At 46.1% G+C, this 20,675-nt stretch carries 20 protein-coding genes and 1 pseudogene; 7 read left to right on the top strand and 14 right to left on the bottom strand.

Going from position 1 to position 20,675, the window contains the following annotated elements; genetic code table 11:
* Positions 1-38 precede the first annotated feature (38 nt).
* Entirely contained in the window at positions 39-443 is a 405-nt protein-coding gene (locus MKY97_RS04430; protein WP_342556227.1) for a CBS domain-containing protein, read from the top strand.
* A 240-nt stretch (positions 444-683) separates the two neighbouring features.
* Here MKY97_RS04430 and MKY97_RS04425 read toward each other — a convergent pair whose 3' ends face one another.
* Complete coding sequence (locus tag MKY97_RS04425) at positions 684-1,118, bottom strand: hypothetical protein (RefSeq protein WP_342554302.1); 435 nt, start codon at positions 1,116-1,118, stop codon at positions 684-686.
* A gap of 237 nt (positions 1,119-1,355) precedes the next feature.
* On the opposite strand from MKY97_RS04425, the gene MKY97_RS04420 reads away from it, so the two are divergent.
* Positions 1,356-1,946, top strand: coding sequence for a hypothetical protein (locus MKY97_RS04420; RefSeq protein ID WP_342554301.1), 591 nt, complete (start codon positions 1,356-1,358; stop codon positions 1,944-1,946).
* Between the two features lie 126 nt (positions 1,947-2,072).
* Here MKY97_RS04420 and MKY97_RS04415 read toward each other — a convergent pair whose 3' ends face one another.
* From MKY97_RS04415 to MKY97_RS04405, 3 genes are all read right to left on the bottom strand, one after another.
* A complete protein-coding gene (locus tag MKY97_RS04415) occupies positions 2,073-2,612 on the bottom strand; it encodes an isochorismatase family protein (protein WP_342554300.1) in 540 nt (179 codons plus the stop codon).
* A complete protein-coding gene (locus MKY97_RS04410) occupies positions 2,609-2,980 on the bottom strand; it encodes a DUF1801 domain-containing protein (RefSeq protein ID WP_342554299.1) in 372 nt (123 codons plus the stop codon). The genes MKY97_RS04415 and MKY97_RS04410 overlap by 4 nt, the downstream gene beginning before the upstream one ends.
* Before the next feature lie 139 nt (positions 2,981-3,119).
* Positions 3,120-3,782, bottom strand: coding sequence for a SprT family zinc-dependent metalloprotease (locus tag MKY97_RS04405; RefSeq protein ID WP_342554298.1), 663 nt, complete (start codon positions 3,780-3,782; stop codon positions 3,120-3,122).
* 172 nt (positions 3,783-3,954) lie between these two features.
* Between MKY97_RS04405 and MKY97_RS04400 the strand changes: the two genes are divergently transcribed.
* Positions 3,955-4,713 carry a GNAT family N-acetyltransferase gene (locus MKY97_RS04400; protein WP_342554297.1) on the top strand — a complete coding sequence of 253 codons (759 nt, stop codon included), beginning with the start codon at positions 3,955-3,957 and terminating at the stop codon, positions 4,711-4,713.
* Positions 4,714-4,973: 260 nt separating this feature from the next.
* Positions 4,974-5,849 carry a hypothetical protein gene (locus tag MKY97_RS04395; protein WP_342554296.1) on the top strand — a complete coding sequence of 292 codons (876 nt, stop codon included), beginning with the start codon at positions 4,974-4,976 and terminating at the stop codon, positions 5,847-5,849.
* Between the two features lie 69 nt (positions 5,850-5,918).
* Here MKY97_RS04395 and MKY97_RS04390 read toward each other — a convergent pair whose 3' ends face one another.
* Both MKY97_RS04390 and MKY97_RS04385 read right to left on the bottom strand, forming a co-directional pair.
* Complete coding sequence (locus MKY97_RS04390; RefSeq protein WP_342554295.1) at positions 5,919-6,821, bottom strand: SDR family oxidoreductase; 903 nt, start codon at positions 6,819-6,821, stop codon at positions 5,919-5,921.
* 245 nt (positions 6,822-7,066) lie between these two features.
* Positions 7,067-8,440: an amino acid permease gene (locus tag MKY97_RS04385; protein ID WP_342554294.1), complete on the bottom strand. Its 1,374-nt coding sequence runs from the start codon at positions 8,438-8,440 to the stop codon at positions 7,067-7,069.
* A 204-nt stretch (positions 8,441-8,644) separates the two neighbouring features.
* On the opposite strand from MKY97_RS04385, the pseudogene MKY97_RS04380 reads away from it, so the two are divergent.
* A pseudogene (locus MKY97_RS04380) lies at positions 8,645-8,743 on the top strand (hypothetical protein); the annotation flags it as partial.
* A gap of 28 nt (positions 8,744-8,771) precedes the next feature.
* Positions 8,772-9,755, top strand: a complete 984-nt coding sequence (locus MKY97_RS04375; RefSeq protein ID WP_342554293.1) for a DUF4003 family protein — start codon at positions 8,772-8,774, stop codon at positions 9,753-9,755.
* Between the two features lie 104 nt (positions 9,756-9,859).
* Here MKY97_RS04375 and MKY97_RS04370 read toward each other — a convergent pair whose 3' ends face one another.
* From MKY97_RS04370 to MKY97_RS04360, 3 genes are all read right to left on the bottom strand, one after another.
* The gene (locus tag MKY97_RS04370; RefSeq protein ID WP_342554292.1) at positions 9,860-10,879 is read right to left on the bottom strand and encodes a phosphotransferase; all 1,020 of its coding nucleotides are present in this window, start codon (positions 10,877-10,879) and stop codon (positions 9,860-9,862) included.
* A 75-nt stretch (positions 10,880-10,954) separates the two neighbouring features.
* Positions 10,955-12,721 (bottom strand): sulfate permease, encoded by a 1,767-nt coding sequence (gene sulP, locus MKY97_RS04365; protein WP_342554291.1) that lies wholly within the window; start codon positions 12,719-12,721, stop codon positions 10,955-10,957.
* A 179-nt stretch (positions 12,722-12,900) separates the two neighbouring features.
* Complete coding sequence (locus MKY97_RS04360; RefSeq protein WP_342554290.1) at positions 12,901-13,230, bottom strand: metalloregulator ArsR/SmtB family transcription factor; 330 nt, start codon at positions 13,228-13,230, stop codon at positions 12,901-12,903.
* Between the two features lie 132 nt (positions 13,231-13,362).
* Between MKY97_RS04360 and MKY97_RS04355 the strand changes: the two genes are divergently transcribed.
* Positions 13,363-14,088 (top strand): suppressor of fused domain protein, encoded by a 726-nt coding sequence (locus MKY97_RS04355; protein ID WP_342554289.1) that lies wholly within the window; start codon positions 13,363-13,365, stop codon positions 14,086-14,088.
* A gap of 193 nt (positions 14,089-14,281) precedes the next feature.
* Here the strand turns inward: MKY97_RS04355 and MKY97_RS04350 are convergent, their stop codons facing one another.
* From MKY97_RS04350 to MKY97_RS04330, 5 genes are all read right to left on the bottom strand, one after another.
* Entirely contained in the window at positions 14,282-15,094 is an 813-nt protein-coding gene (locus MKY97_RS04350) for a hypothetical protein (protein ID WP_342554288.1), read from the bottom strand.
* A 26-nt stretch (positions 15,095-15,120) separates the two neighbouring features.
* The gene (locus MKY97_RS04345; protein ID WP_342554287.1) at positions 15,121-16,701 is read right to left on the bottom strand and encodes a glycoside hydrolase family 43 protein; all 1,581 of its coding nucleotides are present in this window, start codon (positions 16,699-16,701) and stop codon (positions 15,121-15,123) included.
* Positions 16,698-17,597 (bottom strand): carbohydrate ABC transporter permease, encoded by a 900-nt coding sequence (locus MKY97_RS04340; protein WP_342554286.1) that lies wholly within the window; start codon positions 17,595-17,597, stop codon positions 16,698-16,700. Before MKY97_RS04340 ends, MKY97_RS04345 begins: the two co-directional genes overlap by 4 nt.
* A gap of 15 nt (positions 17,598-17,612) precedes the next feature.
* A complete protein-coding gene (locus MKY97_RS04335) occupies positions 17,613-18,587 on the bottom strand; it encodes an ABC transporter permease subunit (protein ID WP_342554285.1) in 975 nt (324 codons plus the stop codon).
* A gap of 312 nt (positions 18,588-18,899) precedes the next feature.
* The gene (locus MKY97_RS04330) at positions 18,900-20,573 is read right to left on the bottom strand and encodes an extracellular solute-binding protein (protein ID WP_342554284.1); all 1,674 of its coding nucleotides are present in this window, start codon (positions 20,571-20,573) and stop codon (positions 18,900-18,902) included.
* Positions 20,574-20,675: the final 102 nt, after the last annotated feature.

Raw genomic sequence — 20,675 nt, 5'->3', positions numbered from 1 at the left:
GCTTTTTGCGATGCAAAAGGTTGAAAAGGAGCCCGATGATGGAAATCAGCTATTTTTTACTCCCAAAAGCCGAAGTGGCCTATATCAAGTCTACCGCTTCCATGAAAGATGCTATTGAGCAGCTGGAATCGCACCACTACACCGCCATTCCTGTAATTGATCCGGATGGAAAATATGTTGCTACTCTATCCGAAGGTGATCTGTTATGGAAAATGCGTAATACCCCCGGATTGACATTTGATAACATGGATCAGGTGCAGGTGCAGGAGATCAGCAATCGCATCTATAATGAATGCGTGTACATCGAAGCAGAGATGGAGGATATGCTGACACTTGCGGCAGACCAAAACTTTGTACCTGTGGTGGATATAGATCGTGTCTTTCTCGGAATCATTCGTCGTAAAGATATCATTGAGTACTACACACGCAACATATCCGACTAGCATTTGTTTCAGGTAACGGTCAAGTCTCATGCGAAGACGGCTGCATCTGTATAGGTATTACGAAGAAGGCGAGCCAGGCGGGCTCGTTTTTTTTGTGCCGTTTTCCGGAATGTGTTCAGTGTGACGACTCCGATGAGTCAGCGTTAATATCATTCGGACAACAAAAGAGTACTTCTTTAGCCTGTATGACAAACCGAGTACCCTTTTGTTTTATACATCCAACATCCTATTGTAAGGTCTTTAAGTTAGTACGAAGTACCACTCCAGGAATGCACTGAAATCTGCCCATTGCGGCTTGCTCTCACCATTCAGGAAAAGCTCGATTGACTCCCCTAATTCAACCAGCACAACCTCGCCCGTCTGGCGATTATAGAAAAACCCACCTTCTCCTTCAAAGCTGTCCAGGGGAATGTAAGCCTCAGGCAGTCCGAGTGTGAGCTGCGATATATGCATATCCTGAAGGTATACCGTATTTTCGATGACCCAGCAGATCTGATACAATTCCTGATTTCGACTGTAAAACGTTGGCCCATCCTCTGCATGCAGGTAGAACTGTGCAAAATCCGAGTTCAGATCAACATCCAGTTTGCGCAGTGCTTCCTCGTACTCAGCCGGGACATCTTCATGCCACCAGCCGTTCAAGCGGCAGTGTTCAATGACTTTAGTGGATAACATCACAAGCCCCCTAATTCATGTGTACGTCATTACATCATTTATCGTAACTCTAATGAAAGAGTAGCACGATTATAGAGGCCTGCACAAATTAAGAGAATACTTCACGACGGCGAAAGGTCTGATAGGTAAAATATCATTACATCTACAGAATCAGAAGAACGCTTGGGAAGATCATGTTGGTGAAACTTTCCCGCTTCACCTCCGTTTAATTAAAGACTACCCTTAAAGGAGATGACTATGCGTATAAGCTGCAGCCCCGGTTTTCCGGGAAGTATGATCGGTTCTATTGATCTGAGACCCACTGAACCCAATCCAACAAGTCAAATTACAGCACATGTTGACCCGGAACTCATTGTGATTCCCTATATAATCGACCCGGACTTTGGATTACACTTTGATACAATGAAGATAATGACAGGTACATATCAGGAAGAGTTTCATGAGAGCTATGATGTGGAGTTTACTATCGATGTCGATAGAAAAGGGTATATCACGCAGTTTGAGCATACCTTCACGCTCGAGCGTTATTTGGACCTGATCCGAACCCAGTCGTACCGGGTCATCCAGACCAACTGGCGCGGACAGTCCTTTCACGTGATGACTTATAGTTATATGAAAGAAGTCATCAACCCCAACAATGTTATCTTCCGATGTACGAATGCCGAGGACGTGTTCGTTGTGGCCGAGCTCATTCCTTTTCGTGCAGGTGGGGTTGTAGAGCAGCCGAACCATCGATACCTTCATTTCCGTGCGCTGATCTCAGCCCGAGATGACCTGTACCCCATTGAATATATGTGCAGGCCGGATTTTGACCTGAATCTGGACTGAGCAAAAGCAGCGAAACAGACGATAATATATTAATAGTTAAGATCAACGTAATCAGATTCAAAGTGCAAAAAAACAGCCGGGTGATTTCACCGGGCTGTTTCTTCTTAGATCAACCGCATCCTTGAATCAAGAATTTTGAACAAACCTATCCATAAACTCATCCGTATACAGTACTTCAATGCATCCCGACCAGTTCAGAATGGAGCCGATAAAATCCGGGATGTCCAGCCCCTCCATTTCATACGTATCTGCAGTATTGACCGTGCCCGCTGCATCTTCAATCAAGGTTACGTTGAATCCCTCATGTTCGGCAGTTATTGCCGTAAACAGACAACAATATTCCATATTAAAACCCGTAATGAATACATGCTCAACCTGCTGATCAAGCAGCCATCTTTTCAGTTCACTATTACTGAAAGCACTTGGTTTATTCTTCACCAGAACAGGATATTGTCTGGTATCCACAACAATCTCCAGGTTCTCGGTTTTGCCGCGATAGAGTGAGGACTCTTCGTGATGCTCATCAACATGTTTTATAAACACCACAGGCCAGTTCATCTTCTCAAAGACATGTATGACCGATTCAATCTTTTCCAATGTCGCTGATACATCTCTTAGACTCGTTAATCCGTGCTGCACATCAAGTACAATTAAAGCTTTATTCATCTCTGACTCCTTTCCACATTCTCTTTCACCCGATACTCAACAATCTGGCGGATTAATTCTTCCGGGAGCGGCTCATCTAGCGGAAACTGGACGGACCCCTTCGCTCCTTTGAACCTGGAGAGCTGTTCCTTGAATGCCAGAATACCGCTGGGTGCAGGATAAAATCCGATATGTTTCGTATATGCGGCAAAATGAACCAGATTCCCATGCTGCGCATAGGTAGGCATTTTATAACTGATCTTCTCTTCAGCAAGTGGGGCTGCCTCACGAATAAGCTCCCGCATCCGCTGCAATTTCAGCTGCACATCTGCCGAAAAAGAATGGATATATTCATCGACCAGCACCGAATGCTGCCTGTTATAATCCATCTTGCACTCCTTTCGCCGCGCAGGCTGCTCTGTGATTCGCGGCACGTAATAATGGCTCTATTGTACTTCATCTTCATGAAAAGGCAGCAGCTTTTTTTCCTGCAGAGTCTATCCAATGCCTGCCTGCAGGTGAGGTAGTCTACAGCGTCATGGCTCGGCCGTTGCGCATCAGATAATCTTCTTTTTCCTTGTAATCCGGCATAATGCTGCCCACCCGCCGCCAGAAGGAGCGGTCATGGTTCATGTGGTGAATATGACACAATTCATGGATGATGACGTAATCGATCACTTCCGGCGGTGCCATGGCGAGGCGGTAATTAAAGGTCAGTTTTTTGTCCCAGCTGCAGCTGCCCCATTTTGTGGGAGAGTCCACAATGTCGATTGACTTGGGCTTCACCTTCAGCTCCTGTTGATAACGTACAATCCGCTGTCCAATCATGCGTTTACACTCGGCAAAATAAAACTTTTTCAGATTTGCCCGCAGCTCCTCTTCGGTATATCCTTCTACCGGGATTAAGTCCTGCAGCGCATGAGCCCTGCCAAAGAGCAGGAATGCCCCCTTTCCCTCTTTTTCATATTCCTTGGCCTGAGGGCCGTCCAGCACCTGCTGCATTCGAGCCGACTTGTGTATAATCTCCTCACCATGCTGTATAACCAGCTGCCGAATCAATTCCTCGCTTGTGCCGTTTGGTGCCTTAATGGTGACCATATAGGGCAGCTCCATTGTTACCGAGGCTTTTTTTCGTTTGCCGAATTCAATATGACATGTAATCATTTGTCCCTGGATATTAATCGTAAACATGATGTACTCCATTTCTGCAAATTGAGTTGTTTGCTTGTCCTACAGATTGTAACCCAATATTCAAATGTTAGATATCTGTACAAATTTATTGAATATTTATGCAATAATATGTAATATTATTCTATTGAAATCATACTGTCTTTTGAAACATTACATTGAAAGGATGAACCATATGTATTCAGAAAAGCACACGCATCGGCACATTGAAGAATTAACACTCAATCACTGGCAGCCTTTATCAACCTCATTTTATGACGGTTGGGTGCTGCGATTTGCCAAAGGATATTCGAAACGAGCCAACTCGGTCCAAGCGATCTACTCTTCGTCTCTGGATGTGCACGAAAAAATCCGGGTATGTGAAGAAATGTATACGTCCAGCCAATTAAATACTGTTTTTAAAATTACACCATTTGTTCAGCCGGGAGAACTGGATCAGCTCCTGCAGGATAAGGGTTACGTCGTTGTAGATCGCACCCTCGTACAGCTTCGAAATCTGGAGGATCTAAACATACCAAAGCCCGTGGACATTCACATTGACGAGCAGCTGACTGATGAATGGCTGCATCATTTTTGCCGTTTGAATTCTGTCAGTGGACAGTTCCGCGAAACGATGACACAGATGCTCTTGAATATTCGGGCACATACCGCATTCATTCGCCTCTCGGTTGATGGCCTCGTAGTGGCCTGTGGACTTGGTGTTGTGGAGCGGCAGATCATCGGACTGCATGATATCATTACAGACCCGGCATACCGCAGCCGCGGCCTGGCAGAACAGATGATTCTGCATCTGCTGCATTGGGGAAAAAGCCAAGGTGCAGTTTCAAGCTATCTGCAAGTGGTGGCAGAAAACGCTCCCGCACGGCGCTTATACGCAAAGCTGGGATATACCGATGCATATTCTTATTGGTATCGCGTTAAAAAATTTACATAATAATGCTCCATCATGCAGCGTAATCGGCACAGCTGAAACGGTCTCTCTGATTTTAAGAAAAGGCCGTTTTATCCTACTCCTATATTAAAAATGTTGATCTACCCTTCCAGTCCATAGGACCAAACACTCGGATCACTATCCTTGACGATAAGTCGTTGTGACCATACACTAGCAATGAATATTATGTAATTAATAGGAGGTTTGAAAGATTAGAGGTTTGAGAACGAGTTTTACCCAGAAAAATAAGAAAGCAGTGTACCATGAAACGACTATTTTTTATGATGTTTGCACTTCCCCTGCTGCTCGCCGGCTGCCAGAGTAATGATCAGGAGAGCAGCCCATCCGATAACATATCAGGTGAAACGAAACAGGGATCCAGCATTTTAAGCCCAAAAGAAAAATACGGCACAGCATCCGACAAATCCATCATGCCTATGTACAACGCAGCCCAGAATGAAGAATTTACGTTTAAGTTTAAAGCAGATTTGAGAAATTCAAGCTTGTCTTCAGATGATATTATTTCCGTACATACCGATATCAAAGGACTTAAAGCAAGTAAAGTTTATGCTCTTCCAGAAATATATGATCCGGATGCGGATAAGCTTACTTTACTTGATAAACCCATAATTATACCGTTTACAGTAAAGTCTGAGCTGCCGGTACCTAAACTTAGATACGAGATCGATAAAGACAGACGGTTAGCCCTAGTATGGGACAAAGTTGAAGGGGCAAGCCAATATAAGATATATAAACGCATCGATCGAAGTAGAATTTTCGATCCAAACAATCTCCCTCTTCAAGGTGCAGAAAATGCTTATAGTGAAAGTAATCCTTTGGTTATCGCAACGACAACCGAAACAACCTTTAATGATTTTATGAAAGATGGGCGTGGAGGCCTTGGTATTTATAATGATATCGTTACAACGAAGCAAAATTTCGGCATTCAGGGAGAATACTACGTTACCGCCATCGGGGAAGGTAAAGAATCCAATTTTAGTAATGGAAGCCCTGCTGGATCACGCGCAGCTCGCCACCCTGGGAAGCTATGTGATGCTGGAAACAAAGTCGGAAGAGAAATAAAACGTAAAGACGGGATAAAGCAGCGCACTTTTGCTTTATCCCGTCTCTTTATATAACCTGAAGAACGCAAATGCATCAAGAGGCCGTTGACCTTTCATATCAGGTTCTTACGATTCAATTCCTCATTACGGACTAACCGTACCGCCATTGGCATTCAAGGTCTCTCCGCTCACATAGCTCGATTCCTGACTTGCCAGAAATACGTAAGCCGGAGCCATCTCTACAGGCTGTCCTGCTCGTCCCAGCGGGGTATTGTTACCAAATTCGGCCAGCTTCTCTACAGGCTGTCCACCGACAACCTGCAGCGGTGTCCATACCGGCCCCGGCGCCACAACATTCACACGAATACCTCTGCTGCCAACCTGCTGGGCGAGTGCCTTGCTGAATGTGTTAATTGATGCTTTAGTCGTTGCATAGTCCAACAGAATTGGAGACGGGCTGTATGCCTGAATGGAAGATGTGTTGATGATTGAGCCGCCTGCTTTCATATGTTTGACTGCTGCTTTGTTAAGCCAGAACATGGAATATACATTCGTTTTGAACGTAGCGTCGAATTGTTCTGTCGTTAGATCTTCGATCTGCTCAACAAACTGCTGTTTGCCTGCCACGTTCGCGAGAATATCGATCCCGCCCAGTTCTTTGACTGCAGTTTCAATTAGTTGTTCGCAGTATTTCTCATCCTTCAAATCTCCTGGTACAGCAATCGCTTTGCGGCCAGCTTCCTCAATCAGCTGCACAACTTCCTTAGCATCTGCTTCTTCCTCCGGCAGATAGGAGAGTACAACGTCTGCTCCTTCACGTGCATAAGCAATCGCCGCCGCACGGCCGATCCCGCTATCTGCACCGGTAACAACCGCTTTGCGGCCTGTAAGGCGCCCGCTGCCTTTATACGTTGTTTCACCACAATCGGGAACCGGAGTCATCTCACGCTGCAATCCCGGCTCATCCTGCTGTTGTTTCCAGTCCGGGTTTGCCTTCGGATATTGTGTCGTTGGATCTTGAATCGAATGTTGATCTTGCGTCGCCATGTTCAATTCCTCCTTGGTTTGTATTTATGTGTTGTGAATTTCATTTGTGTAAAGGTTCACTCTTTCCTTTGTAACCGAGATGCCTGTTCTTTAAACTGCAAAAAAAAACACGCCTTAAACATATTGGACTCTTCTCAAGTCGCCTCATATGTTCAAGGAGTGCATTATTACCGCCATACAAGCGGTATTTCATTCAATGATAACGGACAATTCTTTTTTTAATTTTAGTTTGTCTTTATTTATAATTATTTTTGATCGTTGGCTTTCTCCCGGCCGCCTATGCCAAATACATAATAACCAACTACCACAACACCCATAAACGCCGCACCAACGATCAGCGGCAGACGTGTATCCGGGTTAAAGGCCATACCGATGATAACCAGGATCAGATACACAATAATGATGTAATTGCTGATCGGGAACCATTTGGACTTGAAGTTATGCTCCGCCAGTTCCTGGCCCCAGCGCTTTCTGAAACGGAACTGACTGAACGCCAGTGCAAACCAAGGCACCATCCCCGGCAGTACACTCGCACTGTAGATGTATAGGAACAGCTTCGAATCAGGCATCAGATAATTCAATATCACGCCAATCAGGAGCAGCGAGATGGTCACCACGATACTGTTGCGGGGAACCCCGCCTTTGGACAGCTTTTTGAAAAAGGCAGGCGCCTGCCCGTTCTCTGCCAGCGTGTACAGCATCCGCCCGGCACTGTAGATCCCGCTGTTGCATCCCGACATTGCCGCTGTCAGCACGACGAAGTTAATAATCCCCGCAGCTGCCACAATACCAACTTTGGCAAAGGTCAGCACGAATGGGCTGCCCGTCTCGCCTACCTCATTCCATGGATACAGCGTAACGATAACAAAAATTGCACCTACGTAGAATATGAGTATCCGCCACACGATATTTTTGATCGCTTTGCGCAGCGTGTACTTCGGGTTTTCGGCTTCCCCAGCCGTAATCCCCACCATCTCTACCCCTTGATAAGCGGCCGTTACGATACACAGCGCAAACAGGAAACCTTTGATTCCTCCGGGAAAGAAGCCCCCATGGTTAATTAGATTGGACAAACCGATTGGCTGCCCGCCATTCCCCCATCCGAAGAAAATAAGACCTGTTCCGATGACAATCATCGCCACGATCGCAGTCACTTTAATCATGGCAAACCAGAATTCAAATTCTCCATAGAACTTGACCGCCGCTAAATTCGCTGCTGCAATGATGAGCACACCCGCAAGCGCCGGCAGCCACTGCGGAATATCCGGAAACCAGTATCCCACGTAAATTCCGATTGCCGTAACTTCTGCCATACCCACCGTAACCCACAGAAACCAGTAACTCCAGGCCGTGAGAAATCCGGCAAGCGGTCCGATATATTTGTGGGCAAATGTCGCAAACGAACCCGTTACCGGTTCCTGGATCAACATCTCTCCCATAATACGCATAACAAAAAAGATAATGATACCAGCCATTAAATAGGCCAGCAGTACGGATGGACCTGCCCATTTGATCGTACTGGCCGATCCCATGAATAACCCCACACCAATTGTACCGCCGAGCGCAATCAGCTCAACATGGCGTGGCTTCAGCCCTCTCGATAGTTCTTTTGATTCCAAACGATTCTCCCCTTTTCTAATAAACAGCTTCCTTTTTTCATCCACTTCAGATCATTCACATTAACGCAATGCAGAATTGCTTCATCAAATTGTACGAGATGTGCCGCAGAAATACAATATGGAATGTGAGGAAGTAAGCAGCCGCCCCGTTACTGGAACTTTTCAGCAGGAATGGCGTATTGTTTTTAATGCGTTTTCGAAAAGCATCCTCAGAACGAATTCAAAAACAGGTTCTCCAGATCTTTGATCTATCCGATGGGGTTGATTGCTCTGATTCACTTACTATTCCTTATGCTGTTGTAAACAAATTTCTCATGGGGAGGTATGCAGTATGCACACCGAAAGAGTCGAATTATTCGTTTCTAATACAGAGATCATCAAGAAACCATTCAAATATCAGCATACGATGATGCAGCGTATGGTCGCTTTACTCTACGCCGCGGAGAATAAAACCGTGGACGTGGAAGCGATCCGTCATAGTAACGAATTGATCAAGCAAAACACCAAACGATTTTCTACATTTAGAGGTTTTTCTTCCTTCAGCATCGCAGCCATGCTTTCTCTGACGAATGATGGGCTGACAAGGCTGCAGCATATGCTTCAAGTTTATGATCTGATGAAAGATATCAAGTTTCGCAATTCCGAATACTTGGTGATGGCGGCCTATCAGATTGCTGCTCAGGCTCCGCCTGAACAATTTCAGCATGCGGTACAGCGGGCCAAAACCTTCTATGACCAGATGAAAACAGAGCATCCGATCCTAACAGGAAGGGACGATTATATTTTCACCGCAATGTTAGCTCTTTCTGACTTGAAACCGGATTCCACAATAGTACGCATGGAACGTTTCTACCAAGACTTAAAATCAACCTTTTCGGCGGGTAACCACTTGCAATCTTTAACGCAGGTACTCGTTATGGGCAGCAATGATCCGGAGGTCAACGCTCGGATCATGACGTTAAGAGATACTTTCCGTGCAAGGAAACTTCGGATGGACAAAACATACACCCTGCCCTCTCTTGGACTTCTGACCCTATTACCTTCTGATCCGGAGAAGCTGACAGATGAGGTAGTGGATACCTATGACTGGTTACGATCCCAGAAGGGGTTCGGCCCTTGGTCCATTCACAAGCAGGAGCTGCTGCTGTTCTCCTCTGCACTGACAATCCTTGAGCATGTAGAGAATCTGCGCAGCGAGGTACTCCCAACAGCCATGTCAACAACGATTACTAACATGATCATCGCCCAGCAAGCTGCTATGACCGCGGCAGCGGCAGCTTCAGCAGCTGCCGCTGCTTCCCAGTCATCCGGTTGACAGATCCGGCAGTATAAGGGACATTGATCGCTGTTATCATGTTCTATATCAAAAACGAGTATGCAGACGACATGTCTGCATACTCGTTTTTTGATTGTTGATTTTTATTTGACGATACCTGTACCCCGAAACTCCTCAATAAAATCATTCAGCCAGTCTGCACCATAATCCAGTGCACCCATATCACTCTCGATAAAGGCCGCATCCAGACCCATCACCCAGAACCGACGGGCAGTAATAAACAGGTCTATCGCCTGCTCATCTGCATCTGAGAAGTTACGAACCGAACGATATCCTTTCATCAGCGCATCCCACAGCCGTTGCTTCTGCTCAGGATCACCTGATTGCCGTTTTCGAACTTTCACTTGAGCCAAGTCATACGCACGCCACCCCGGAGCAGCCCACTCGAAGTCATAATGAGTGAACTGATCCTGCTGCTGAAACACATTGTTGTTTCCATGCATATCACCGTGGCACAAACCATAATCCAGCCCTGTGCTGGAGACGGTCAGAATCTTCTCTTTTAAGACAGAGGCAAATGTCTGCAAAAATGCTGATTCCTCATGATGCTCACTCGTGTACCGAAGGATTCGTTCCAAGGACTCATCGATAAGAAACTTCGTATCCAGTTCGAACCTTGGACGGTTTGTTCTCCATTCCAGTACGGGTTCCAGCTTGATCTGATCCATAGCCTTGTGCAGCTCAGCAGCAGACTGACCAAAAGCATAGCAGGATTCCTCATCCTGCAGATTATTTTCTATCCCCTCAATATAATGAAACATGACAGCTGCCCGCTTTCCTTCCGCTGCGTCCAGCATGATGTAACCGGTCTGATCCTTTGCCGTGATAAAATCTCCAATCTTCGTGTGTTCGCTCGTACCCAATCCTGCTTTAAGCGCAGTCAGCACACTCAATTCATAACGAACATCCGCTTCCGTCACCTCGGTACGATAAATACGCAGTATATATAACCCTGTACTTGTCCGTACACGATAAGTGTCATTCAGTCCTCGCAGCCAAAATATGCATTCTTTCCACGTTCCAATATCGTAATGTTCGTGCAAGGCCCACTCCAGATAAGCCGGACTGAGTACCGAACGTAAAGCCGTTGGTTGATTGAACATATGCAAAATCCTTCCTGTATGATATATCGTCAACACACTTAATATATACCAACGAGGAATTTATTGGAATATAAATTATGGAGCCACTTTAGCTCTAACCACCTTCCACTTCTGCTGCTGTTCAGATTCAACAGCGGTACCCGACAAAACCCCACACTCCCGAAAAGCAAAATGTCTGCAGCCTCTGCATTTCTCTTGATTCAAGTGCTGTAAGGCATAGTTAATAGCTTCCCCGGTATGTTCAAACCGATGAGCAGGATTGATTCGCTCCAGCAAACCCGTTCGTTTCAGCATCTCAAGCGGCTGCTCCTGTATCCCAGATAACAACACAGTTCCGCCCTTTCGTTCAAAATGCTTGATTAAACCAGCCAGATTAGCCTCGCCCGTTGTATCGATAAAAGGAACTTTCCCCATGCGAAGCAGCAGCAATCCGGGACGTTCTGGGAGTGAATCCATCACTGATTTTTCAAACATATCTGCCGCACCAAAAAATAATGGGCCTTCAATCGTATAGAGGCTAATCTGCGGACAATCATGTCCCTCCTGCACCATATGAGCCATAACTTTCTCATGTTTATGATCTGGATCAGGCAGGACTTTGGCGACTTTTAACATCTCGCTCATTCTTTTCACAAACAGAATGACTGCCAGAATCAAGCCAACTTCGACCGCTGTCGTAAGACTTGTAAATACGGTTAGCAAAAATGTCAGAAGAAGCACAAGCGAGTCACCTGTTTTGGTCCGCAGCACATGCGCAAAGGACTTACGCTCACTCATATTCCAGGCCACCAGCATAAGTACCGGCGCCATACTGGCAAGTGGGATGAGGGATGCGTAGGGTGCGAACAGAAGCAGCACAAGCAGTACGACAACACCATGAATTACGCCTGACAAAGGCGATACCGCACCAGACTTAATATTCGTTGCTGTACGTGCAATTGCTCCTGTAGCAGGAATTCCGCCAAACAGCGGCGTAATCAGATTGGCAACCCCCTGCCCGATCAGTTCCCGGTTGCTGTTATGACGGCTTCCTGTCATGCCGTCAGCTACAACAGCGGACAGCAGCGATTCGATACCGCCCAGCATAGCGATGACAAAAGCAGGCTGCAGTAAATGAATCATCCGTTCCCACGTGATCTCCGGCAGGCGGAACCCAGGTAACGTTCCCTGTATCGCCCCAAAGGATGAACCAATTGTAGCCACCTGATCTTTGAAAAAAACGGCAGCGACAATAGTCGATAGAATCAAACCTAACAATGAAGCAGGCACTTTAGGTGCGAACTTTGGCACAAGCAGAAGAACAGCCAGGCATACCCCCGCTGTCAGCAAACTATATATGTTGATCGTGCCGATGTGCATTCCGATCTCTCTCATATTGGAGTAAAAGTCCTCGTGCTTCGTAACACCTGTGAGTCCTAGAACATTCACAATCTGACCGCTAAAAATGAGAACGGCAATCCCTGCGGTAAAACCAATAGTAACTGGTCTTGGTATAAATTTGATTAATGCCCCCAGCTTGAACACGCCCATAATAATCAGCATCAACCCAGCCATCATACCCGCAATCAATAAATTCTCGTAACCATACTGCATTACAATGGCAAAAAGAATCGGAATAAATGCCCCGGTAGGACCTCCAATCTGAAATTTGGAACCGCCTAGCAAAGAAATCAAAATCCCCGCAATAATGGTTGTATACAACCCATATTCCGGCTTGACTCCCGAAGCGATAGCAAAAGCCATGCCAAGTGGAATTGCTATAATCCCGACAATTAGTCCCGATATCAGATCCTTGCGAAAATCAGCCATTCGATAACCCGCGTATCTCCCGGTGCCTTTCATGCTCCATAACCTTCTTTTCTTCATATATTTGAATATTTGAATATATAATGAACACTACTCCTTGATATATGCACTGTCAATCGCAAATATCACAATCCTGTATAATTATTGGAACTCTTATACAAAATCAAAAAACAAGAGACACACGTACAAACTTACGGCTGCTCTTGTTTCTTGTATCAGCTATCTTTGCGCATATCCTCCAGCATCGAGATGGCATCGACCAGATGATTGTCGAAAATTTGTTTGGCTACTGCCAGCAGGTCTTTAATCAGTGGATCACGCAGCGAATAGGTGACCGTCGTACCTTCCTTGATGCCCTGTACCACATTTTTGCTGCGCAGCACAGCCAGCTGCTGGGACACCGCAGAACCTTCCGACCCGAGAATGCTCTGCAGCTCATTGACATTTTTCGCCCCTTCGCTCAGCAGCTCCAGAATGCGGATTCGCATCGGATGTGCCAAAGCTTTGAAGAAGTCCGCTTTAAATTGCTGTACGCTCTGATTCATACGCTTTGCCCCTTCAATCGAACTTGCTAACTTGAACACTATCATAACATAGAACGAGATACAGCTTTCAATTCACACGTTGTGATATGATAAAATCGCTAGTACATCAAACTGTGCAAGGGAGCGGTAAGCATGTCCAAATCCTCAGAATATTCGCCCTCCGGCGTCCCAATCCTTCGTCATAAGGACAAAGGGCGTGAGTGGCAGTCTGCTTCATATGCAGCAGACGAATGGCTGGAGCAGATCGAGCAGCACGCTGACCAATATCTTGGCGAAGCTGAATCCGTGTTTCATGAGCTGCTGTCGGACAAGGTTCATATCGATGTTCATGTCGTTCGCCCAACACCGAATCGCAATTATTACACGTTATACACCACAGGTATGAGTGCCCTGCCTATGAACACACCAGAAGATGCAGAGGACTATGCGTATGCGGAACTGATGATTTGTTTACCGCCTGATTGGCCTCTGTTTGAAGAGAAGCTGGAGGTATCGGATCACTACTGGCCCATACGCTGGTTGAAAACGATGGCTCGCCTGCCGCATGACTATGATACCTGGCTGAGCTGGGGACATACTGTACCAAATGGTGATCCGGCAATTCCTTTTTCGGGCAATACTGACATGTGTGCCTTCATCGTACTTCCGCCGCTTGAGACGGATGAGGATTTTCTGACGCTGGATATGGAGGACGGACAAACCGTGCACTTTTATGCGATTCTTCCCATCTATCTGGATGAGCTTGAGCACAAGCTGGAATATGGTTTAGACGCTCTGCTCGACCGGTTTGAAGAACATCACGTGAATGAAATTTTGGATCTAACCCGGGTCAATACCTGTGAGGATGCGCGGCATTAATCATTGGACACTCCTCTGTAATCCCTACTGAACACAGCTTGAATACAAATTCATGAAAGAGCTTCAGAAGACATAAAGGAATGCATGAGTTATGCAGTTAACAAAAAGTTACATGAAGTATAAGCGGCCTTAATCCCCCATTCATTCCAGGATTAAGGCCGCTTAACCGATTTTATCTTGAAGTGCTGTCTACCTATTTGTCCAGCTTCATAAATTGTTGGAATTCTTTCTGAGTCATTTTCTTGATCGGTTTAACCTTTTTGGCTGCTGTATTATATCTAAAAAGACTCATTTGATCGGAAGGATACTCACTAATGTAATCGAACGATTTTCCGTTTTTGTGCCAAAGGATAATGCCTGTACTAATATAGTTTGTTGTACGCGGTACATATTCAAAAGTGCCTTTCTCCGCATCGTATATGGCTAGTGAACTCTTCTCCGTATTCCCGTATGAAATCGCGAGCTTGTCCTCCACAGGTGACCAGTTGAATGAAGGGATACTTTCTACACCATTCTTACCTTCCTTTATAAGGCGATCGTTTAAAATCGTGGATTCACCCGTTTTTAGGTTCACAAGAATGACAGCACTACCGGCGCTTTTTGCTGCCTGAACAGCCACCCAATCACCTGAATTTGAATCAACAACACGTATTACTTCATGCCATTTTTCTGCCAAATCATCGGTTTTTATCGTCTGCTTCATCTTCCCTTTAGAAACGACAATAGAACGAATTACTTTGGATTCTGATGCAGGGACATTTTCTTCCTCTACGATGTTTGCGATTAATTTAATATTTTTTCCATTCCAGATTACTTTGTCCTTACTTAACGTTTTTTTAAATTTGGGAACTTCCTGATACACATTGGGTTCTACCGATGCAGCTTTTACAGAAATTAGTGATGTCGTCTTACTACCCTGATCAGCTGATACTTGAGAGACCCCGGACAAAGTTGTGATGATGCCTATGGCTGCTACACTCGACAGGACGGTTTTAGCTGCTTTCATTATACAATCTCTCCTTCAATGAGAGTTTAATTGTGTGCACCGTATTCAAACCAGTCAAAGTCCGCTGCCTGATCGGACTTTTGACCATTGCTGCTGCTGAACATACCGATACAGCAGCCAACAAAGCCGCCAGCGACTTCCGTACTCAGGCTGGTTGTATCCACTTGTCCTGCAGCCAACTGATAATCACTTCCATCTGTGCTGTAGTAGAAGCTGAGCTGCTGTCCTAGCGCTACCAATTTAATGTATACACGCGGAGTTTCTCCATCCAGCACAACTTGGCCAACCTGTGATTCCTCACCACCAAGCCATGTCATCACCCGCAGCACCTGCTGTTCACCTTCACGTGCTCGCTCAATCCGCACATGATACTGATCATTCTGAATGACTACCAAGCCAGCCGTTTCATACTCATGCTGCGGCACAAATTCCATGGCAGCAGCTGCCACATAATCCATATGCCGCTGCCGTACACAGACAAAGCTGGAGTTCTCAAGTTCCTTCAATGTTTGCGGTTTCAGCTTCAAGCGCAGGTAACCTTTACGTTCCGTTAACGAGTACAGGTCCTCCTGAGGATTACGCAGGAACATCCACTGCAGCCCCAACTGTTCACTATCAAAATTTTCACAACGCAGATCCGGTGCCACAGGTGCTGCTGGCAGATTCAACACACCCTGCTCTTCCAGTTTTCCAAGCCCGCGGTTGACCACAGGCCAGCCATCTTCCCATTCCACCGAAGCAATGAATGTCTCACGACCAAGATTACTGAAAGCGCCACCATATGGTCTGGAAGCCAGCATCACCATGAACCATTGACCGTTAGGTGCCTGTACCAAATCAGCGTGTCCTACATTAATAACCGGATAATGCTTGCCCATATGGCGATGCGTAATAATCGGATTATTCGGATTGCCAACGTAACCTTCGGTCAGACTGCTGCTGCGTGCGATGGTTACCGCATGGTTCAGGCCCGTCCCGCCTTCCGCAATCATCAGATAATAATAATCACCAATTTTGTACAGATGCGGCCCTTCCGGCCAGATGACATCCACCATCGCGCCGCGCCATAGAACATAGCTGTCTCCGACCAGCTTCATGCTGCCCAAATCCAGTTCACGCAGCCACACTTCCCAGTTTCCGTTGTAACGCACTCCTTCCGAACAAGGACGCGTTCCGAGATAATACGCCTTTCCGTCTTCATCGAAGAATATCGTTGGATCAATCCCCTCCGCACCATCAATGAAATAAGGATCGGACCATGGGCCAGCCGGGTCTGAGGCTGTCACTACAAAGTTTCCGCCATGCGTTACATTCGTTGTTATCATGTAAAAGAGCCCATCATGATACCGGAGCGTTGGTGCAAAAATACCCTGCGAATGACCTGCTCCTTGCAGATTAAGCTGCGAAGCACGATCCAGCACATTACCGATCTGCTTCCAGTGAACCAGATCACGACTATGAAAGATCGGAACACCCGGGAAATAAGCAAACGTAGACGTAACCAGATAAAAGTCTTCTTCTACCCGGCAGACAGACGGGTCCGGATAGAACCCAGGCATAATCGGATTTCTAAACGTGCATTGCTCGCCTTGATTTACATTGTTCATTCTTTTACCCCTCCAATGGTGAGTCCAGTGACAAAGTATTTTTGCAAGAATGGATACAGTATAACGATGGGCATCGCGGTCACGATGGTGATGGCAGCCCGAATGGATACGGGGGTGACCATATTAGTCACATTTTTATATTGATCCACATTGACGGTTCCCCCTTGTGACGTTGCTGAGGATAACAGCTTCATCAGTTCATACTGCAGGGTGGTCAAATTGCGGTTGCCTGCCGTATAGAGCATGGAGTCAAACCAGGAGTTCCACTGACCGACCGCAATAAACAGCGCGACTGTCGCCAGTACCGGCTTGGACAGCGGAAGCACAATACGCATGAAGATGCGGAAATCGCCCGCTCCGTCCATCTTCGCGGATTCAATCAATCCCTCGGATAATCCCTGAATGTAGGTACGGATGACGATCATGTTGAAAACCCCGATCAGACCGGGAATAATATACACCCAGAAGCTGTTCAGCAGTCCCACTTGTTTGATCAGCATATACCCGGGAATCAACCCGCCGCTGAAATACATCGTTATGACAAAAAGGGTAGTCACAAGTTTGTTAAACATATATTCCTTACGGCTCAGCACGTAAGCCAGCATAGCTGTACAGAAGAGCTGTACCACAGTTCCGATGACCGTTCTGGCTACCGAAATAAATGCGGCTTGCGTCAGATGGGGATTTTGGAACACCGAAACATAGTTTTGCAGCGTCCATTCTCTTGGCCAGAGATAGATTCCCCCGCGAATCGTATCAAGACCGTTGTTGAAAGATACGGCAATGGTGTTTAAAAAAGGATATAACGTAACAACCATAACAAGCAACATAAATATGCCGTTAGTGATCGAAAAAATAGAGTCACCCAAGCTTTGTTTTCCGCTAAATCGTTTCACAGCGCTGCCCCCTTATCATATCAACCGCTCTTCACCAAGAGACTTGGCAATCCCGTTGGCGATAAAGATGAGTATTAAACTGACTACACTTTTGAAGATCCCTGCTGCGGTAGCAAGTGAGTAGTTCCCCAGATTAATCCCGTATTTCAAGACAAAAATATCGATCGTCTCGGATACATCCTGCACCAGTCCGTTCCCCAGCAAATATTGAATCTCAAAGCCTGCATTCAGTACGTTACCCACGTTGATAATCAGCAGGATAATAATGGTTGGTTTGATGCTCGGAAGTGTGACATTCCACATTTTACGGAATCGACCAGCCCCATCGATAGATGCTGCCTCGTATAAGCTCGGATTAATGGAAGCCATAGAAGCCAGATATATAATGGTGCCCCATCCGATCTCCTTCCACATGCTGGACAGCCCCACGATGCCCCAGAAATATTTGGGTTCGGCGAAAAAATTGATCGGTGCATCGATCAGGCCCAGCTTGGTCATCAGTACATTCACAATCCCGTTTTCCGTTGATAGTACATTCGCAACGATACCCGTCACGATGATCCACGACAAAAAGTGTGGAAGATAGGAAACGGTCTGCACCACACGTTTAAATAAAACCATCCGCAGTTCGTTGAGCAGGAGTGCCAGACCAATCGACCCGGCAAATCCCAGAAACAGACTAATGAGACTCATTGCGAGTGTATTGCGAATGACGCGTAAAAAGGTAGGGTCCGTAAATAGCGTTCGAAAATGATCAAGCCCCACCCAATCCTGTTCCATGAAACCAATGCCTGGTCTGTAGTTCTGAAATGCCATCAGCCATCCCCATAAAGGGCCATAGGCAAAAATAGCAATAAACGCAATGAAGGGGAATGACATCCACATCAATTGACGCTGACTTTTCATTCTGGACAAGTTATATCCGATCCAGCTTTTCCCTGAAGGAATATGGCTGGTATTGACTGAAGGCTGCAGCTCCTTTTTGGCCATTTTTTTCTCTCTCCTTGATTACGAGTTTTATCTATATCATCCGAAAGGATGAGTCGAATCCATTCCTGTCCAATAAGCACACCTATCTGTGTTGAATAAGAAAGGCTACAGGATATCCTATAGCCTCTGCCTTACTCCTAACTGTGTCTGTCCTATACTGCTTATCTTTTCTGATAACTTGTCGTATTGCTTATCACACTGCTCAGCCTATGGCTTGTGTCACATTACTTGTCGTATTACTTTATAGGGATGCTTGCTTGTAGTTCTTCTTGACCTGCTTGTTGTCGTACTTCATGCAGATGTTTCCTCTAGTTATCCCCACAGCTCTACACGTCTGCGAACCTCTTCTGTAAGTGCATCCTCATAGGCTTTAATATCTGCACTTTCTTTCAGTGTCGATTGATATTCCTCCCATGTCTTATCGAACTCGGCTGGTGACGTCATGATTACTTTAGGCAGCCACTTCCGCTTCACATCGTCCATCTTCTGTCTGGCGATGGTCTCCGGCTTATTCGGTTCGAAATTGTACGTATAGATCGGGAACCATGGTTCGTTCTCTTCTGCTGGCTCCAGGAAATCCGTAAATTTGGTATATCCATAGGCTTTGAGTACTTTTTTATCGATATCATTCAGTGTTGCGAGATACTCTTCAGGCTGCTCTTTCGGGTCCAGTGCATTTTTACCGTCTGCTGTCATGCCTTCATGGTGCGGGAAGTAAACCAGCGGGCTTCCTGTGTTCGCCAGCACCCAATCCGGATCTTTGGCATTGGCACGCTGCTCCTCGTTACGGGAGAAAACGCCTTTGTCATCCACCTGATAATCTACATCTTTCTGTCCCCATGTTCTCAGCACTTCAATCTCCGGATCGAGCAGGTCATTAATGTATTGAAGTGCTCCCTCCACATCTTTACAGCTCTTCGTGATGGCAAGTCCGCCGTTGACGTTCAGGATTGGCTTATGCTGATACCGTCCTTTTACGTCCTCGGACAAGGTAATGGACAGCGGTACATACGTTCTTTCATACAGCTTTTGTTTGACAAGAGAAGCCTCGGCGTCAAGGAACTGCCATCCCTGATCGACCATACCGAGTACGCGTCCAGTCGAAATTTTGGAGATGTACTGATCGTAATTGGCAGTGAACGTCTCGTTGTCAACCAGCCCTTTATTGTAGACTTCATTGATCTTTTTAAAATAAGCCTTGGCTTCCGGAATCGTATTATAGTTCTTCGCCGTTAATGTGGCTTTGTCGATAATAGCAGCTCCCTCGTTCGGATAGCCTGCCAGGAACAGCGGCGGGTTCTCCAGTGCGAAGTAACGCCAGTCGTAAGAAATAATCTCGAAACCGATGGTTGGCTGACCATTAATCGTTGGATTCGCGGCTTTGTACTTTTCGATCAAGTCAAAGTACTGATCCAGTGTTTTGATCGTAGGGTAATTGGCCCACTCCAGCACCGCTTTCTGAATCCAGAATGCCTCTCCATCATGGGATACCTTCATGGACTCACCCTGTAAATTTCCAAACTGAGGAATAAAGTAGATGTGACCATCCGTTGAATTTTTCATCTTCTTCCAATTGTCACCCAGATAGTTTTTGATATTTGGATATTTGTCGATATAGTCCTCAAGCGGTACAAGGGCGCCGGCAGATACCAGCTGCTGTGTACCATCACTGCCATCAATAAAGTCCGGATATTCCCCGCCTGCAATCATGACACCAATCCGTTCTTTGGCGGTCTGACCCGTGAGCCAGTCCATCGTGACCCGCACTCCGGTCTTTTCTTCAATCGCCTTTAAAACACGGTTGTCGTCAGGCGCAAGCTTGCCAGGTACAGCAAAAAATGCGGAAAACTGCTTCAAGTCTTTGCCGTCTGCTGTCTTTTCTTCTGTCTTGGATGAACCCGGCGAACACCCGGCGAGCACTACCGTAAGCATCAAAGTCAGTAATACGAACTGCCTGAATCTTTTTCTGACATCCTTTTTCATCATGACCCCTCCAGCGAAATATGTTGAGAGACAAGCCTTGGAAAGCGCTTTCCAAATGCTGACTTAAAATTATCATTGTTACCTGCGCTCCTCAACGGGACAAAC

Origin of the sequence: Paenibacillus sp. FSL R7-0652, assembly GCF_038595045.1 — a bacterium.
Taxonomy (GTDB): Bacteria; Bacillota; Bacilli; order Paenibacillales; family Paenibacillaceae; genus Paenibacillus.
This window is presented reverse-complemented; position numbering and strand designations above follow the sequence as displayed.

What these genes read in the sequence shown, in the direction of transcription:
- MKY97_RS04405 (WP_342554298.1), bottom strand. Translation starts at nt 3,782, where the DNA reads ATGTTTACGATTAATATCCAGGGACAAATGATTACATGTCATATTGAA.
- MKY97_RS04350 (WP_342554288.1), bottom strand. Translation starts at nt 15,094, where the DNA reads ATGAAAGCAGCTAAAACCGTCCTGTCGAGTGTAGCAGCCATAGGCATC.
- MKY97_RS04390 (WP_342554295.1), bottom strand. Translation starts at nt 6,821, where the DNA reads ATGGCGACGCAAGATCAACATTCGATTCAAGATCCAACGACACAATAT.
- MKY97_RS04425 (WP_342554302.1), bottom strand. Translation starts at nt 1,118, where the DNA reads ATGTTATCCACTAAAGTCATTGAACACTGCCGCTTGAACGGCTGGTGG.
- MKY97_RS04410 (WP_342554299.1), bottom strand. Translation starts at nt 2,980, where the DNA reads ATGGATTATAACAGGCAGCATTCGGTGCTGGTCGATGAATATATCCAT.
- sulP (WP_342554291.1), bottom strand. Translation starts at nt 12,721, where the DNA reads ATGAAAGGCACCGGGAGATACGCGGGTTATCGAATGGCTGATTTTCGC.
- MKY97_RS04370 (WP_342554292.1), bottom strand. Translation starts at nt 10,879, where the DNA reads ATGTTCAATCAACCAACGGCTTTACGTTCGGTACTCAGTCCGGCTTAT.
- MKY97_RS04375 (WP_342554293.1), top strand. Translation starts at nt 8,772, where the DNA reads ATGCACACCGAAAGAGTCGAATTATTCGTTTCTAATACAGAGATCATC.
- MKY97_RS04335 (WP_342554285.1), bottom strand. Translation starts at nt 18,587, where the DNA reads ATGGCCAAAAAGGAGCTGCAGCCTTCAGTCAATACCAGCCATATTCCT.
- MKY97_RS04420 (WP_342554301.1), top strand. Translation starts at nt 1,356, where the DNA reads ATGCGTATAAGCTGCAGCCCCGGTTTTCCGGGAAGTATGATCGGTTCT.
- MKY97_RS04400 (WP_342554297.1), top strand. Translation starts at nt 3,955, where the DNA reads ATGTATTCAGAAAAGCACACGCATCGGCACATTGAAGAATTAACACTC.
- MKY97_RS04360 (WP_342554290.1), bottom strand. Translation starts at nt 13,230, where the DNA reads ATGAATCAGAGCGTACAGCAATTTAAAGCGGACTTCTTCAAAGCTTTG.
- MKY97_RS04415 (WP_342554300.1), bottom strand. Translation starts at nt 2,612, where the DNA reads ATGAATAAAGCTTTAATTGTACTTGATGTGCAGCACGGATTAACGAGT.
- MKY97_RS04330 (WP_342554284.1), bottom strand. Translation starts at nt 20,573, where the DNA reads ATGATGAAAAAGGATGTCAGAAAAAGATTCAGGCAGTTCGTATTACTG.
- MKY97_RS04355 (WP_342554289.1), top strand. Translation starts at nt 13,363, where the DNA reads ATGTCCAAATCCTCAGAATATTCGCCCTCCGGCGTCCCAATCCTTCGT.
- MKY97_RS04345 (WP_342554287.1), bottom strand. Translation starts at nt 16,701, where the DNA reads ATGAACAATGTAAATCAAGGCGAGCAATGCACGTTTAGAAATCCGATT.
- MKY97_RS04395 (WP_342554296.1), top strand. Translation starts at nt 4,974, where the DNA reads ATGAAACGACTATTTTTTATGATGTTTGCACTTCCCCTGCTGCTCGCC.
- MKY97_RS04430 (WP_342556227.1), top strand. Translation starts at nt 39, where the DNA reads ATGGAAATCAGCTATTTTTTACTCCCAAAAGCCGAAGTGGCCTATATC.